This window comes from Erwinia endophytica (assembly GCF_009295515.1).
In the GTDB taxonomy this organism is placed as follows: Bacteria; Pseudomonadota; Gammaproteobacteria; order Enterobacterales; family Enterobacteriaceae; genus Erwinia; species Erwinia endophytica.
Genome location: NZ_RQVV01000019.1, coordinates 1 through 15,210 on the forward strand (window position 1 = coordinate 1; position 15,210 = coordinate 15,210).

The window sequence follows — 15,210 nt, forward strand, 5'->3', positions numbered from 1 at the left end:
CCTATCTTTTATTTTAAGATACATCTACTGTCTGGTGTTTCTCGGGGCCGCCCCACCTCTGACTTTGATGTAGGTTTCATCCATTCTCCAGCGGCGCCCCACGGGGCGCTTATGCCGACGAAATGCTTTATCCAGTAACGGCACCAGACGGATGACCCAGCGATGAAGCGTGGCGTGGTCAACGACAACTCCGCGCTCAGCCATCATTTCCTCGATATTACGCAGGCTCAGGGCATAAGCGAGATACCAGCGTACACACTGAGCAATGATATCGACGGGATAATGCAGGCGTCGGAAAGATTTTCGGATCAAAGACATAGTCAGGAAACATTACAAAAAAAAACAGCATATTACCTGACTGTACCTTAATGCGACAGAACCCCACAAAGACACAGCCCACCGCCAGCGATGAGCCGGAAGGACGCGAGGTCGGACAGCCGGAAATCAGTACTCCAGACAGCAATCCAGCCACTGAAATACCACCTCCAACAGCCGGACAGTCTGCCCCGGTGCAGCAGATGGAGAGTGTGCAGGACGTCAGGTACAGAAGCAGTGATGAAGATTTTGGCGTTAAACTTTAAGGGAGAATTCTGTGCTGTCAGTCTCTACAGTAAAAAATGCCGCAAATGCCGGTGGTTATTACACAGCCGAAGATAACTACTATTTTCTGGGGGAAGCCTCGACAGGATGGTATGGCACCGGTGCTGAGTCACTTGGACTGGAAGGTCCGGTTGACAGGGATATGTTTGTTTCTGTGCTGGAAGGGAAACTTCCTGACGGTACCGATCTGTCCCGCATGGAAAATGGTGTCAATAAACACCGTCCCGGTTATGACCTGACCTTTTCGGCACCAAAAAGTGTGTCGGTGCTTGCGCTGGTCACCGGTGACAGCTTCCTGGTGGAAGCTCACAACCGGGCGGTTGAAAAAACGCTGGATGAAGTAGAGAAGCTTGCCACCACCCGCACCATGCAGGACGGCGTGTCAGTGATGGAACAGACCGGCAATCTGCTGATTGCCCGTTTCATGCATGATACCAGTCGTAACCTCGATCCCCAGTTACATACGCATGCGGTGCTGGCCAATGTCACGCTGGCGGAAGGCGGGTGGAAAACACTTTCTTCCGACATAAAAAACAAACAGGGCTTCACCGACCAGATCTGGGCTCAGCAGGTCAGTATTGGCACGCTTTACCGGGGATTTCTTCGTGAAGATCTTGAAGCCGCCGGGTATCCGGTCGTCACGACCGGCGAGCGTGGGGAATGGGATATAGAAGGTGTCCCGGTTAAGGAATTCTCATCACGCCGTCAGGAAATTCTGGATGCGGTGGGGGAAAATGCCAGTGCGAAAGCTAAAAGTGTGGCGGCACTGGACTCACGGAAAAAAAAAGAATTCAGCGAAATGGAGTCAGTCAGGGAGCACTGGAAGGAAACGCTGGAAGAAGCCGGTTTCGACGTTGCAGCCTTCAGGGAAACGCTGGCGACCAACCGCGTGCATCTGCAGATGGAAAAAGGAGAAGGTCCAGAGAAGGTGCCGGGTGGCACATTTCAGAACAGGACTCCCGGCCCGGCCAAAGAGACGAATGGATTGGCGTCCAGAGGATCAGAACGCACGGAACTGGAAGCCGCAGTCACTGACGCTATTGCCCGCCTGTCGGCAAAAAATGTCCGTTTCACCTACGACAGTGTGCTCACCAGTGTACTGACGCACGTGCCAATGGAGGATGGCGTATTTTTAAATGTCAGGATGGCGGTTGACGATGCCATTTCCCGTGGAGCAATGTTTGCAGTCGACAAAAATCAAACCCTTTTCACCTCTGCTGCACATATCAGGGACGAGCAGCGTCTCGCGCAGGTAGCTGCCGGGCTGTCTGAAAAAAATGGCGCGTTACAGGCTCCATCAGGTGAACGGGGCGTGATGGCACAGGTGGCGGATGCAAACCGGGCAGTCAGCCTGATAGATATCCGGGGGGGACAGGCTTATCTGCAGCAGTTCAGTACATCAGTGTTGCAGTTAGCGGAAAAAAATAACCGGCCACTGGTGGTGGTCGCGGCCGACGGCAGTAGTCTGAAACGGCAGAAGACATTATTTGGTGATGACCGCCACGTTATCCTGACCACCCCTGGTCAGCTGGCGGAGACATCGTTGCCGGAGAAAGCACTGGTGCTGGTCAGCGAAGCCGAGCGTTTCAGTACTACAACCATGCATGACGTTTTGAAAACAGCAGGTATGCAGGGTGCGACCACCGTGGTGGCTGACACTCATGCCCGCCGTACCACCGGTTTTGCCACAGAAGTACTTAAGGCTGCAGGAGTAAAAAGTTTCACGGCCACCTCCGCCAGTGACACGGTCGCTGTCACACTGGTGCAAAAGGACACCGTCACTGATCGTATTCACGTGGCAGCCCGTTATTACGCACAGGAAACAGTCGCAGGAAAGTCCGTCATTGCGCAGGCTGGTAACGCAAAAACCCGTGAACAACTGACCAGTAAGATCCGTGAAGTGCTGACAGAAGAAGGCGTGCTTGGCCCCGCACTGACGGAAGTGACCGTGCGTGAGCCGGTCTGGCTGGATGCGACAAACCGCAATGACCGCAGAAAATACCGGGAAGGTATGGTTCTGGAGCACCATACCGGACAGGGGCAACATGATGATTTCACCATCACCGGCGTCAGCGAAAAACACAACCTGCTCACTTTGTCCGATGCGAAGGGCCAGACGACAGGGGTGAAAATCAGCGATATCGACAGCCACTGGCGACTGTTCCGGGAAAAAAAACTGGAGGTGCGGGAGGGTGAACAGCTGTGTACCTCCGCAGAGATCCATCCGAAAGCGGGAAGCGGGGAAATTCTGACAGTAACCGGCATGAAAACAGGGCGATGGCTGTTTAAAGACCGCCTGATTATGGAAAACCGTGACGGAAAGAAGCTGCTGGTGAATCTGGATGCCCCGTTGTATGTCGGGTACGGGTACACGGAATCGTTCGGAGCTTCACGGCGAACAAACGGCAGCGTGATTGCAGTGATGGCCGGAAAGGATGTGAACGACACGACAGTCAATATGCTGAAACGCAGCGGTGACAGTGTCACTGCATTCACACCGTTTGATGAGCAGACCATAACAAAACGTCTGGAAGAGAACCGTCCATCGGTTACCGTCACTCAGGGCGTGAAATCTCTGAGCGGCCAGGATGACCTGTCTGACGCGTTGCGGACTCTGAACGCGCGGAAGATGTCGAAAGGGGAACGTCTGGTCAGTCTGGCCGTTGAGAAGGTCATGGGAACCAGTGTGACATTCAGTGCTGCACAGGTAATGGCAGACATCGCTGATGAGAGAGCCATGACGACCCAGGATACAGCAATGTATCTGCAACTGTTGCAACATCGGGGAGAGATAATCCCGCTCAGTGCCGTGCAGGGAGCTGCCGGGCTGTTCATCTCACGCGAGAACTTCAGCAATGAGCTGACTATCCTGCGTCATGTTGCCGAAGGAAAAAATGCGGTGGTACCGCTGGCGGCCGGTGGCCTCACGGACGAACAGGCGAGTCCACTGACAGACGGACAGCGCTAGGCCGCTAACCTTATCCTGACTTCACGGGATCGTATCACCGCCATTCAGGGATATGCCGGGGTAGGAAAGACCACTCAGTTCCGCACGGTGGCCGCCGCACTCAGCGCACTGGAAAGTCCACCGGTTATTGCCGGTCTGGCACCCACACACCGGGCGGTCAGCGAACTGACCGCTGCAGGTATCCCGGCACAGACCATCGCCAGCTTTCTCAGTGAGAACAGCCAGTGGCAGGAATCCGGTGAGGCCCGTGATTACAGCAACACGCTGTTTGTTATCGATGAGTCTTCAATGAACGGCAATGCACAAATGGCATCACTGCTGACTGTCATCACGGATGGCGGTGGCAGGGCGGTGCTGAGCGGGGACCGTGATCAGCTTAAATCGCTGGAATCGGGCGCCCCCTTTTCGCTGACACTGGAGCGTAGCGCTGCTGATGTGGCGGTGATGAAAGAAATTGTCCGCCAGACTCCAGCGCTGAAACCGGCTATTGAGGCCATCATAGCCGGTAATGTGAAGGAAGCTGTTTCTGTGGCGGAGCAGGTAGATCCGGGGATCGTCCCCAGGCTGGATGGCGCCTTTGTGCCTGATAACAGTATGGTTGACGTTATGGCACTACATAAAGCGGCAGAAGCAGAAAAGACCGCCCGGATGGCGGGATCAGAGGTGGGCCAGCCAGATAATAAGGTTTTTATGCCGGCGGGGGACATTTACTCGCTCGTGGCGGACGACTTCACCGGCAGGACGCCAGAGGCGCGTAACAACACACTGATAGTGACCCCGCTGAACAGTGACCGGCAGGCGCTGAACCAGATGGTTCATGACAGGCTGAGAAACAGTGAAACTCTGGGTGACACGGTACAGGTTAATCAGCTGGTTCGGGTGGGAAACAGCAATGCCGACCTCGGGCGCAAGTCTTTCTGGGAGGCGAATTTTGGCAATACCGTGCGGATGGGCGACGCATATTTTGAGGTGGGGGAGTCCGACCAGTTCAGCGGTATTATCCGGTTGCACGGGCTTGAGGGGGCAGATGACCGCTGGTTCACGCCACCGGAGCTGCGCAGGGCGAGTGTGGCAGTATTTAAGTCCAGTCATATTGAAATCAGTACCGGAGAGAAAATCCGCCTGACTGCCACCGACCGTGAGCGGGGTATCCAGGCCAGCGATATGGCCACCGTCACTGGCGTCACGCGGGACGGTCTCATCACCCTTGATACCGGCGAACGCACGCTGACCCTCAACCCACGGGAATCACTCGCTGACCAGCATCTGGACTACGGCTACGCCGTCACAACATACAGTGCCCAGGGAGCCTCCGTTCCGTATGTCATTACAATGGTGGGATCGGAGGGGCCGAGTGAGATGATGGCAACGCTGGACAACACTTATGTGGCACTGTCGAGGGCAAAAGAGCATGTGCAGGTGTACGCCGGAAACCTGGATAAATGGGTGGGGCTGGTCGAACGCAACAGCGGTAAACGCCAGACCGTGCATGACGTGGTTCTGCGTGGAGAGGATATTCGTGCTGACCGCGAAGTCAGGTCGTGGGACGCCAGCCTGCCGGTGGCAGAAACCCGCCTGGCCCTGCGTACAGACAAAGACCTGATGGCAGATGCCAGATTCCTCTCCGGAAAATCACCAGCGGTGATATGGCCGGTGATAAATGAACATGGCAAACACCGGGGTAACTGGCATGTACCGGTATCGCCATCAACCGGTACGCTGGATATGGACAATGCGCACTACAAAGGCGCTGCTGACGGCACCCGTATTGTGCTGCAGAAAGGTGATGTTCGTACCAGCGTGCTTGAGGCATCCACAGCGGAAGAAGCCATCCGTCTGATGGAAGAAAATCCACGCAGTCCGGTGGTGTTGCATACGGAAAATGTGGGTTCACAGGATGACACCACCACAGCTGGTGAAGAAATCATCCGGAGTGACGCTGAACTGCAGAAAGCTGTAGAAGATGCGCTGAAAGAGCAACAGGACACGATGCTGCAGCCGGAAGTGGCCGACGAACCTGATGCTGAACTGACGCCGGAAGAGGAACAACTTAAGAAGGTCGCCCACCAACTGACGCAGGAAGAAAACCTGCAGATGGATTACGACCGGGAGCCAGAAGATGCGCAGAAAATCCCTGAACGTATGAATGAAGAAGTGAACATTATGCGCCATGATCGTCCGGAATCTGAACCGGACGTTCCTCTCAATCGACAGAAAACCCTGGAGTGATACCTGATGATGACCTTACTGGCTCCGGCCACCGTGGCCATTTTTGTGTACATGTTGCTGCTCTGGCTTCCGGAGCTGCAGGACAACGCACCGGTTCTGCGCCGCTGGAACCGGGATGGTTCAGCACCGGACGAGTCTCATGCCCTGAATTCCCTCATCCGGAACGCTGTCAGCAACTTTGCGACACGGCATAACCTTTCAGCAACGCAATCAGCGCAGATCCTGGGAATGCTCGAAAGACCGGACATGATGCCGGTGACCCTGCTTATTCATCCGGGACTGGTTCACTGGGATGGTTCCCGTTTTGTGCGGGGGAGCGCATTTAAGCTGTTGCTGGCCGGTATTGCCGGGCTGGGACTGATATTTCCTCCAACGGTCGGAGCAGCGATGGGCGAGACGTCGCTTTGGATATTTCCACTCATCAATATTGTTTCATTTGCGATGGGCTGGTTTCTTCTGAAAAACGCGCTCTCTGATACCAGTCTGATTAACCTGGTGCTGACCACTCGCGACTAATGTAAAAAGAAATGCCATGCAGAAACGGTTATGACCGCTGTTGTTCAGCGGTCTGATAATACTGTCCGTCGACGGCGGATGCAGGCCGGGCGCTGGTTTACGACAGCGTATGTCATTCATCTGCAGGGCACTGTCTGGTCAGTATTCTTTGAACTGACATTGCTGTTACTTCAATGAAATAAAAGGAAATAATATGAAAAAAAGGAAAATCGCCGTGTGTGCGAATAAGGCCCCCCAGATCCAGCTCTCCGCAGTACCGGAGCAGGTCACGACTAACGTAAAACCACAATGGCCTGACGCCTCCGCCTGGCGTCGTTGTCCAACCCCGAAGCCGAAAAAAATCGAGTTTTACCCCGTCTCTGGCGTTTCTGATTAAGCACCGTTCACCGGCAGTATTATGAGGTTATTCCATGCACTATTTTTCATGTCGCCAGCTGGCCGTGTCCGGACTGGTGTGCCTGTCGCTGTGCAGCATACAGCCCGCAACGGCAACACCCTCCGTTCAGGCTGGTTTTTCTCCCGAGGGCAGTGCGATGCAGCTGGTTCTGGATACCATCGGTTCTGCAAAAAAGAGTATTCGTATGATGGGCTATTCGTTTACTTCGCCTGAAGTGGTAAAGGCCCTGGTTGCCACACATCAGCGCGGTGTGGACGTGAAAATCGTGCTCGATGAGAAAGGTAACCGGAGCAAGGCCAGTCAGGCGGCGATGAACGTCGTTGTGAACGCCGGCATTCCACTGAGGACGAACAGACAATTCGCCATTATGCACGACAAAGTGATTATTGTGGACGATCGGACGATCGAAGCAGGATCTTTCAATTACACCCGGTCGGCTGCCCACAGGAATTCTGAGAACGTACTGATTATCCGTAATATGCCTGAACTGGCCCAGACATACCTGACGCACTGGCAGTCCCGCTGGGATGGAGGTACGGACTGGTCGTCGTCCTACTGATCTGAATATTGTCCCCGACTGGTAATCAGCATCTTCTTAGGTGAGCCGTGCGCCAACGCGGTTCACACTTTCGTTTAAACTTAAGTCGCTGATTTAAAAAATATGTAGTATCCTCTGCGAAACGATCCCTGTTTGATCCTTGAGGGGGCAGAGATGTCGCAGATCGGAAATGCAGTTTCCTCATCGAAAGAGAAGCGTGAGTACCGTAGAGGTCATCCGTTGAGTGCTTCAGAGCGGCAACAAAGTTTTATGGCCCGAAAGCGTGCAACGCACAAAGAAATTAAGATCCTTGTGCCTAGTGAGCTCAAGAGCAAGTTTCAGAAAATGTGCGCTGAGAGCGGACTGAGTCAGGCAGAATTATTTAGCCGTTTAATTGATAAAGTCTGATTACTGGTGTTATGGGCTGACATTCTTGCTTGAGCAGGCACGCAGTGCTAGATTACTGATCGTTTAAAGAGTTTTTTGGCTGGCCACGCCGCAAAGTGGCAGGGACTGGTTCTGATGAGGTGTCTACCCGGAACCAGAAAAGCAAAAACCCCGATAATCTTCATCTAGTTTGGCGACGAGGAGAAGATTAACGGGGCTTACTAAACTGTATAGAAGCTGTTGCTCTATGCAGGGAGTATAGTTTTATGCTCAGAAAACTGCAATACCCGTTTCTGCGCCATTTGCTCCTTCCGTGCAACATAAGCGCAGGAAGGCGTGACTGACCAGGTTGTTTCCCTGCAGCAGACAGGTGTCACCGGTGTATACCGCTCCTCACGGCGTGGTGAGTCCAACCGTCTCAGGAAAGGACTGTCCAAAACACACCGAAATCACGTTCCGGTTTTTAACGGTAAAACACCTCGCGGCATGGCTGCGAAAGTGGTGGCCTGTTTTCGTGGCCATGACTGGTGTCGTAATCAGGATCTGATTGCCCTGCGTCAGAAAGGCTACACGCCGTACACCCGCATGTTTGACGCAAATTTCCGGCCAAAACCAATGCGCATCACACCCCGCTCCGAGAGCCGTGAAGCACTGACGGCGTTGTCACTGGTGCTGGCGGCAAACTGTGATTACAACCCTGACAGCGAATACATGTTTGAAGTGATGCTGCCGGTCGAAGAAATCGCAAGGAGGATGGGGGTATTGCACGTCTATGAAAGTGGTCGCAAGGCTTATGACATTCTGCTGAATGCCCTGCGTGTTCTTGAACAGCTGGATTATGTTGTGGTTCACCGTGACCGGGATTCAGACAGCGGGCAGAACAAACCCATGCGAATTTTCCTGACCGAAAAATGTTTCACCTCGCGCGGCATGACCCTGGAGAATGTGAGAGCCTGGCTGCACAAGTACCGTCAGTGGGCAGTGGCCAGCGGCGTTGCCGAGTCCATGCGCGAAAAGTACGAACGGCATGTGCTGAAAATGGCCCGGCTGGGTATCAGTATTGACCGTCACCACTCCCTTAAAAACCGGTTAAAACAGATAAAACGCTGGGTGGTCAGCCCGGAACTGCGTGCTGAAAAAGCCCGGCTGGAAGATGATCTGGGCGCGGTACTGGACGAACAGGCGCGCAAACTGCGACAGCTGCGTCCGGCCAGGAGTGAGCGCCGTTATGAAAGCGCCTGGCGGCGCTATACGGCCAGTGGCCAGATAACGAGAATTGCGCAGATGAAGTCTGAGAACGACCTGAAGGCTTTGTACCCGCTGCTCCACAGTACAGACCCTGAGAAGTATTACCGCCTGCTGCTGGAGAGCGCCGGCATCACCCTCTAATAATCTCCTCTTCTTTAATTTACCGCGTCCTTCGCGGTTTTTGTGCTGGCGTGGCGCAGGAAATTCCGCAACCGGCAGGCTGGCGCTCGCTCCCAGTCCACCTTCTGATGCCAGAATAACTATCTGTGATGACGTCGCCGGGCAGCCCGGAGGGAAACCGGGTACAAATAAATCAGTTAATTTCGAACATGTGCCGCGACAACAACCGGGACAGTGTTTAATTTCGAAGTGTGTGACCACAACAGTGCTAATTTCGAACGTTAATCCTGAACAAAACATGCCTCCTAAAGAGGATTACTCATGAGCCAGCCTTCGGCATGGCATCAGGAGTAGCTCTCCTCGCTACGCTCGGAGCAACTGTTCCATCAGCAACAAAGTTCCCACCTTAACCCTGTCTGAAGTAGCTCCCCGGACTTGTCCGGGGCATAAACCAGAACGCGGAATATTCAGAAAAATACCCATACCTGAATTCCAGTAATTATCTCAGACAAAATCGCGACAGGAACGAAATACACGCACGTAAACGGCCCATACGGGCCGCTAACGCGGAGATACGCCCCGGCTGCGGCAAAGCCTTGCCGTGACCACTCCGACAGCGTACATACACTTCTTCATCGCTAAAGGCGGGTCTGGCTTAACAGGGCAAGGGGATCGACAGGTGATATCTATTAACGCGAAACCGGCTTCGCCGGGTCACGGCGCCACTGACCTCCAGCGCAATTTTTAAAGTACATCTGGCGCCTTCATGCCGCTTTGCGGCATCTAAAAACCAGTCACTGCGGATATGGGTCAGTTTGGAAAAAACGCCCCGAAAAGACGGTATAGGGGTTTGACGCTCAACGGAACGGTTTCACACGTTAAGCCTATTTTTTCCGATAAATCAAAACATTATGGACAGCCAAAAACGGTGTCTTTTTAATCGGAAAATGGCATTTAACCGACACCAGTGTCCATTAATCGATTTTTCAGACGACCTTTCTCGCCTAGCGTGAGTATTCGTTCGACTGAGCATCAGACCCCTTCTCCTGCCCATCCCAGGCCCTGCCAGGCCGGACTTAATTACAGCAATGAAAAAGTTTCCCTGCGCCGTAGCACAGCAGGTCGCGGGTGAGCAATGACAATGCGTACGTTGAATCACTGTTCCGGACGTTGAAATATGTGCCGCAGTGGCCGTCGTCGGGCTTTAAAACGCTGGATGAGGCGCGGGAGTGGGTGGATAAATTTATCCGCTGGTATAACGCAGAGCATCGGCACAGCGGTATCGGGTACGTAACGCCGGAGCAGCGGCATAAGGGTGAAGACCGTACGCTACTGAGCCAGTGAGATACGCTGTACCGTACGCCACCCGGAGCGCTGGTCGCGGGGAACGAGAAACTGGCAGTGGAAAGCGGAGGTAACGCTGAACCCGGAACGGGAAAAACAGGCAGCTTAAATTAACCAGGGGTGCCAACTACCTTGACACTTACCGTAGTCCCCGGATCACGAATCCCACCTCCTTCCATCCCATGTTATGGTTAAACCCTTCCACAACATGAGGATAGACACATGATTGTCAGAACATGGCACGGATGCGTACCGTTTAAGTATGCAGAAGGCTTTGCAAGCCATCTGCAAAAGACCGGTGTTGAACATTCAGAGGGGACACCAGGAAATCTGGGAGCATATGTACGCAGAGAGACACAGGGTGAATGGGAACATTTCTTCCTGGCAACTTACTGGAAAGATCTTGAGGCAGTGAAAGCATTTGCAGGCGAACAGTACCAGATTGCAGTCACCTATCCAGACGACGAGCAATTTGAGCTGCTATCTGATCCTTACGTCTTCCAGCACAATGTTCAAGCTGTATCCCCTTTGTAGTAATTTGGGTTCTGTCGCATTAATGGAAGATGGTTGCCAAAAGTTGTGTTGACTGTTTTTTATACAGTCATCAGGTAAAACTGTAACGCAGGGCTGCTGCGGCATCCCGTTTAGCCGTCAACAAAAAGTCGATGGTCTGAGCTTCAGTATCGACCGCACGGTACAGGTATTTCCACTGGCCCCTGACCCTGATGTAGGGGTTCTACGCCGCAACCGCCGAAATTTCCGTCAGGTAGCTGGCGGCCATTGTCGGGCAGCATGAAGAACACGTAAAACCGTCAGAACACCCTCTTCAGTCTGGTAGACCAGAATGTAATGAGGTCTGACCACAACTTCCCGGGTGCCTTTGATCCGACCCGGTTTGTACATGTCAGGATTGCCACAGGCCCGCTCTGCCGCCGTTTCAAACTCATCATCCAGGTCTATTGCTGCCTGCGGGTTATCCTGGCTGATATAGTCCATGATATTTTCCCTGTCCGTTAAGGCCATTGGTTTCCATTCCAGACGCATCACGCCCCCTTACGCAGGGCATTCTTTCGGGCAGCAAAGCGCTGTCTGGCTTCCTCATCAGACACGGCCGGGCGTGGATCGTCAATGGATGCCTGAACCTGTTCCCGGAACCACGCATCGTATGCCACGGCTTCATGTGCCCGTTTAAGCGCCGCCGACCTGTCCGGTCTGGGGGTACGGTTCTGACTCTCCGGACTGTAATTGGAAGCATCAACGTCAAACTGCGCGATCCCGACGTCTTTCAGGTAACTAACCAGCGTTTCCAGCTTTTTGAATAACCGGATCTGACGACTGCGCTGCGCGGCCAGCGGTCGTTCATTTAACCCGAACTTCACTGTCAGTGCCCAGCCTCCGGACGTACCCACAACGTGGGCCGCACGGACAACACCGGCCTCAACCAGACGGTGCAGCGTGGTGTGATCGATAGTTTCTGTTGCCATAAAACATCCTTCTGATGATGTTGCATTGCAAATTATAAAATGCAGTATGGTAATTAATTATAGATTGCACAACAATCAACAAAAAAATGCGAATTTTATTTACCATAACCGCACATTGCCCGCACCGATTTTTGGGGGTTAGCAGACGACTCTTTGGCTGATGTTGTAACTGATAAATATCTCACCTTTGGTGTTCACTTTGCACCCTGCATCAGATAATGTATGACTCATTTAGAGTTCAAAATGAGTCTATATCATGGCAAAAATACAAGTCCGAAATTTTCCCGATGACCTTTATAGCCGCCTTGAAGAAATAGCGGCAATGTCAGAGCGCTCTATAGAAGGGCAAGCAAGGTTGATTTTAAAGGAAGCACTGGAGGATAAGCCTACGGCTAACAAACCAGACAATGAGCCACAGGAACGCTACAAGCAGATAATGCCGTCAACGGACTGGTATTTTCGTCATGATAATGTCGAGGGCTGTTCAACCAAGAGTACCGTTTATCAATTGGCGGCATGGGCGCTGACTCATGAAGGGGATATTGTTGGGTTGGTTACTGTCCGTGATATTGAAACAGGTCGTCCGAAACTGGTGACTCCGCCTCCAGTTGCAGGTGATTACCTACACAGAGAACAATTAGAAGCCGATGAAGTGTTAGCCTCAAAGCGTAGATAGAGGGGTCTGAAGCCCAACCGTACGAAAACGTACTATAAGGGGTTTGACGCTCAACGGAACGGTTTCACACGTTAAGCCTATTTTGTCCGATAAATCAAAATATTATGGACAGTGAAAATGCGCCAAAAACGGTGTCTTTTTAATTGGAAATGCATTTAACCGACACCAGTGCCCACTAATCGATTTTTCAGACGACCTTTCTCGCCTAGCGTGAGTTTTCGTTCGACTGAGCATCAGACCCCTTTACCCGTTGCAATCCGCCGTTCCATTACTCTGTGGTGGCGTTTTCTCATTCCTACCCGTGCAACTGGGTTCCTGTTAGGTGGTTCGCTCCAAGCTGGACTATATGCACGAACTCCCCGTTTAGTCCGACTACCGCGCCCGTTCAGGTAACTAATCACTTGAGTCCAACCCTGAAAGGCACAACGAATCGCCAGTGGCGGTAGCCATTGGTAACTGAACAAGGTGGATTTAGATATAAGAGTTCTTGAAGTAGTGGCCTGACTGCGGCTACACTGAAAGGACAGTTTTGGTATCTGCGCTCCACCAAGCCAGTTACCCGGTTAAGCAGTTCCCCAACTGACTTAACCTTCGATCAAACCACCTCCCCAGGTGGTTTTTTCGTTTACAAGCAAGGAGATTACTCGCAGACTGAAAGGATCTCAAGAAGATCATGGATCATTTTGCTAGAAGTTAAGGAGATATTATGCAGATAAAAAAACTCAAATTTTTCATTCCGTTAGCATTAATAGCATTAACTTTTAATGCACATGCCAATGATTTAATTTTTAAATGCACTTTTAAAAACAGCAAGCAAGTTAGTCTATATAAAAAATCCAACAACATAATTTACTCATTTGGCAAAACAAACTCAAAACCAGATTTGCAGCTACATAAAAAAATAGAAGAAATAGAAACAGATCTAGAAAACTTATCAGGCCGATACGCCACTAACTCAATTAAAATAAAAAATGGAATCTATAGTTATAAACTAACAACCAGCGTTGATAGAATAGCTGACCAGCAAGACCCATTAACATCATTAACAGTAGCCAAAAACAATAACGACCTCACTACCCTTCAGTGCATAAAAGGTAGTGAGGTGGGGTCGATTGTTAGCATTTATAACTAAACAAAAACCCCGTGGAAGATATTCTTCTTAAGGAAATCTTCCAAGTTATTGAACCTTAATTTTTTCTCATCCATAGATAGGCCATTATTGATGATATTCGTAACATCAAGCGAAGCATTGAGTGAGTAGCCCCCATCAGCTTTAAGGTACATTTTACCGTCATCCCAGAAGAACAATGCTGACCTTACTGCATATTTTATATTATTAGCTACCAGATCAGGGTTATCCACAAAATCAATATCCTCATGCCACTTAGACATACTGTAATCTGTAAAGCGTTTGTAGTTCCTTCTTCCCGTTAGCTGTTTCATCCCCCTACCTCTATAAAGCCACCCATCTCCTGGCATATTATTTCCATTCCTAGAGCCATACGCTTTATTAGCTATATTAATTTGATTGGCTGAGTGCGTATTTGTTCTCCCGTCCAGAGCTTGTTCCTCAGGATGACGACGGTAATAGGAAAAGAATACAGGTAATGCAGTTGATGCATAGTTTAAACTTTCGGTAATAGAAAATTTAGGCCCGGTCTCCTGATAAACCTGAGCCTAAAATGATAAAGCCTTTTTTCTGTATTCAGATTACATAACTCTAGATTAGCATTCAGCTCATCGGCTACTTGTTGCAACAATTCATCACTAACAATAGCGGAACTCGTCCAGATCATTCTGAGCATTGCTAACGTGATACGCCCACAACTGGTTGCAATAGCATCAAGAAACACAATCGGGTGCATGTGCCACAGTGCTTCACCGCTGCGGATCTCCGGCACATCCTTCATCCACACCAGTTTATTGATGAAGTCACGGTTATACAGCGCCATGTCCGGGTATTTCTTCGCCTGTTCATCCAGTGCAGCCTGCCACAGGGCCGACATGCCATCTTTCAGCCATTCGCTGTGATGCTTCACCACTAAGCGCTGCACCTGATACCGGATATGCGGCTGTGTGTTATGCAGAAACCGCCACAGTTCGCCGGCATCAATCACGCCATCCTGGTTCAGATCCATCTGTTTCAGCAGCTTCTGGTACTGCTCGGTGTAGCCAGAGGAATACATATCCCGCGTTTCACTCCGGGCCAGTGCTTCCAGCTGCCCGTATACCTGGCGCAGCCAGCTCTCTTTCGGCGTCTGGAAAATGCTTTGCGGCGCATCCTCCTGCTCCAGTGGTATAAACCCCCGTTTTTCGAGGTCGAACTGGTTCGCTCTCTCCACATCTGCCGCCGCCATCGCACGAAAAAGAATAACCATCTTACCTGCAACTCGTTGATGATAAAGGGTTAGGCCCCGTGAGGTATATCTGAATATTGTACAGGATATACGTATCCGTTTAACGAACAAGAGCCTCACGCGCGTCTTTCATCAGGGCCCGAATCGATAACGATTCATCATGGCCGTTTATAGTACCGCAGTCTCTCCCCTTTATTTTTACTGAAGCGCAGATAAGAAACCGTAAACACCGGCGTTGACATGCCGGGGAAGCCCTTATAGTACAATAATTTTCGATATCCAAACTGACCCCAACCAGATTATTCAGGCACTTATTCTGTCTGACCTTTATGCAGTCATCGGCCTC

16 protein-coding genes and 4 pseudogenes are annotated in these 15,210 nt (G+C 51.4%); 13 read left to right on the top strand and 7 right to left on the bottom strand.

Translation table 11 applies throughout. The features are described from left to right. Window positions 1-54: 54 nt before the first annotated feature. Window positions 55-318: pseudogene (locus EH228_RS06215) on the bottom strand (IS66 family transposase); the annotation flags it as partial. 50 nt (window positions 319-368) lie between these two features. On the opposite strand from EH228_RS06215, the gene EH228_RS20155 reads away from it, so the two are divergent. The 7 genes from EH228_RS20155 to repA all read left to right on the top strand — a co-directional run bounded on the left by EH228_RS20155 (window position 369) and on the right by repA (window position 7,656). Further along, on the top strand, window positions 369-581 hold the full coding sequence (locus EH228_RS20155) for a hypothetical protein (RefSeq protein WP_193323284.1): 213 nt from the start codon (window positions 369-371) through the stop codon (window positions 579-581). Window positions 582-592: 11 nt separating this feature from the next. Beyond that, complete coding sequence (gene mobF / locus EH228_RS20445; protein WP_240116238.1) at window positions 593-3,568, top strand: MobF family relaxase; 2,976 nt, start codon at window positions 593-595, stop codon at window positions 3,566-3,568. A gap of 15 nt (window positions 3,569-3,583) precedes the next feature. Then, window positions 3,584-5,797: a conjugative transfer relaxase/helicase TraI domain-containing protein gene (locus EH228_RS20450; RefSeq protein ID WP_275065354.1), complete on the top strand. Its 2,214-nt coding sequence runs from the start codon at window positions 3,584-3,586 to the stop codon at window positions 5,795-5,797. A 6-nt stretch (window positions 5,798-5,803) separates the two neighbouring features. Further along, complete coding sequence (locus tag EH228_RS06235; RefSeq protein WP_152320814.1) at window positions 5,804-6,313, top strand: hypothetical protein; 510 nt, start codon at window positions 5,804-5,806, stop codon at window positions 6,311-6,313. 193 nt (window positions 6,314-6,506) lie between these two features. After that, on the top strand, window positions 6,507-6,689 hold the full coding sequence (locus EH228_RS06240; RefSeq protein ID WP_152320815.1) for a hypothetical protein: 183 nt from the start codon (window positions 6,507-6,509) through the stop codon (window positions 6,687-6,689). A 34-nt stretch (window positions 6,690-6,723) separates the two neighbouring features. Next, window positions 6,724-7,269: a phospholipase D family nuclease gene (locus EH228_RS06245; RefSeq protein ID WP_152320816.1), complete on the top strand. Its 546-nt coding sequence runs from the start codon at window positions 6,724-6,726 to the stop codon at window positions 7,267-7,269. A gap of 153 nt (window positions 7,270-7,422) precedes the next feature. Continuing rightward, window positions 7,423-7,656: a replication regulatory protein RepA gene (gene repA / locus EH228_RS06250; RefSeq protein WP_152320817.1), complete on the top strand. Its 234-nt coding sequence runs from the start codon at window positions 7,423-7,425 to the stop codon at window positions 7,654-7,656. Between the two features lie 52 nt (window positions 7,657-7,708). On the opposite strand, the pseudogene EH228_RS20805 reads toward repA, so the two are convergent. Continuing rightward, window positions 7,709-7,820, bottom strand: a pseudogene (locus tag EH228_RS20805) (replication protein RepA). A gap of 81 nt (window positions 7,821-7,901) precedes the next feature. On the opposite strand from EH228_RS20805, the gene tap reads away from it, so the two are divergent. The 4 genes and pseudogenes from tap (at window position 7,902) to EH228_RS06275 (ending at window position 10,881) form a co-directional block, all read left to right on the top strand. Further along, window positions 7,902-7,979 carry a RepA leader peptide Tap gene (gene tap, locus EH228_RS06260; protein ID WP_152320826.1) on the top strand — a complete coding sequence of 26 codons (78 nt, stop codon included), beginning with the start codon at window positions 7,902-7,904 and terminating at the stop codon, window positions 7,977-7,979. Then, the gene (locus EH228_RS06265; RefSeq protein ID WP_152320818.1) at window positions 7,972-9,024 is read left to right on the top strand and encodes a Replication protein; all 1,053 of its coding nucleotides are present in this window, start codon (window positions 7,972-7,974) and stop codon (window positions 9,022-9,024) included. Before tap ends, EH228_RS06265 begins: the two co-directional genes overlap by 8 nt. A 1,095-nt stretch (window positions 9,025-10,119) precedes the next feature. Continuing rightward, window positions 10,120-10,456, top strand: a pseudogene (locus tag EH228_RS20455) (integrase core domain-containing protein); the annotation flags it as partial. Between the two features lie 113 nt (window positions 10,457-10,569). After that, window positions 10,570-10,881 (top strand): hypothetical protein, encoded by a 312-nt coding sequence (locus EH228_RS06275; RefSeq protein ID WP_152320820.1) that lies wholly within the window; start codon window positions 10,570-10,572, stop codon window positions 10,879-10,881. Between the two features lie 82 nt (window positions 10,882-10,963). Here EH228_RS06275 and EH228_RS06280 read toward each other — a convergent pair. From EH228_RS06280 to EH228_RS06290, 3 genes and pseudogenes are all read right to left on the bottom strand, one after another. Further along, window positions 10,964-11,077, bottom strand: a pseudogene (locus EH228_RS06280) (DDE-type integrase/transposase/recombinase); the annotation flags it as partial. 32 nt (window positions 11,078-11,109) lie between these two features. Then, window positions 11,110-11,391, bottom strand: coding sequence for a type II toxin-antitoxin system RelE/ParE family toxin (locus EH228_RS06285; protein WP_152320821.1), 282 nt, complete (start codon window positions 11,389-11,391; stop codon window positions 11,110-11,112). Then, on the bottom strand, window positions 11,391-11,831 hold the full coding sequence (locus tag EH228_RS06290; protein WP_152320822.1) for an antitoxin PaaA2 family protein: 441 nt from the start codon (window positions 11,829-11,831) through the stop codon (window positions 11,391-11,393). The genes EH228_RS06285 and EH228_RS06290 overlap by 1 nt, the downstream gene beginning before the upstream one ends. Window positions 11,832-12,087: 256 nt before the next feature. Between EH228_RS06290 and EH228_RS20460 the strand changes: the two genes are divergently transcribed. Both EH228_RS20460 and EH228_RS06310 read left to right on the top strand, forming a co-directional pair. Further along, window positions 12,088-12,507 carry a FitA-like ribbon-helix-helix domain-containing protein gene (locus tag EH228_RS20460; protein ID WP_240116239.1) on the top strand — a complete coding sequence of 140 codons (420 nt, stop codon included), beginning with the start codon at window positions 12,088-12,090 and terminating at the stop codon, window positions 12,505-12,507. Window positions 12,508-13,213: 706 nt separating this feature from the next. Continuing rightward, on the top strand, window positions 13,214-13,639 hold the full coding sequence (locus EH228_RS06310; protein WP_152320823.1) for a hypothetical protein: 426 nt from the start codon (window positions 13,214-13,216) through the stop codon (window positions 13,637-13,639). On the opposite strand, the gene EH228_RS06315 is transcribed toward EH228_RS06310, so the two are convergent. After that, window positions 13,636-13,950, bottom strand: coding sequence for a lysozyme family protein (locus tag EH228_RS06315; protein ID WP_240116240.1), 315 nt, complete (start codon window positions 13,948-13,950; stop codon window positions 13,636-13,638). The genes EH228_RS06310 and EH228_RS06315 overlap by 4 nt on opposite strands. Window positions 13,951-14,132: 182 nt before the next feature. Then, window positions 14,133-14,885, bottom strand: coding sequence for an EF-hand domain-containing protein (locus EH228_RS06320; protein ID WP_152320825.1), 753 nt, complete (start codon window positions 14,883-14,885; stop codon window positions 14,133-14,135). Window positions 14,886-15,210 lie beyond the last annotated feature (325 nt).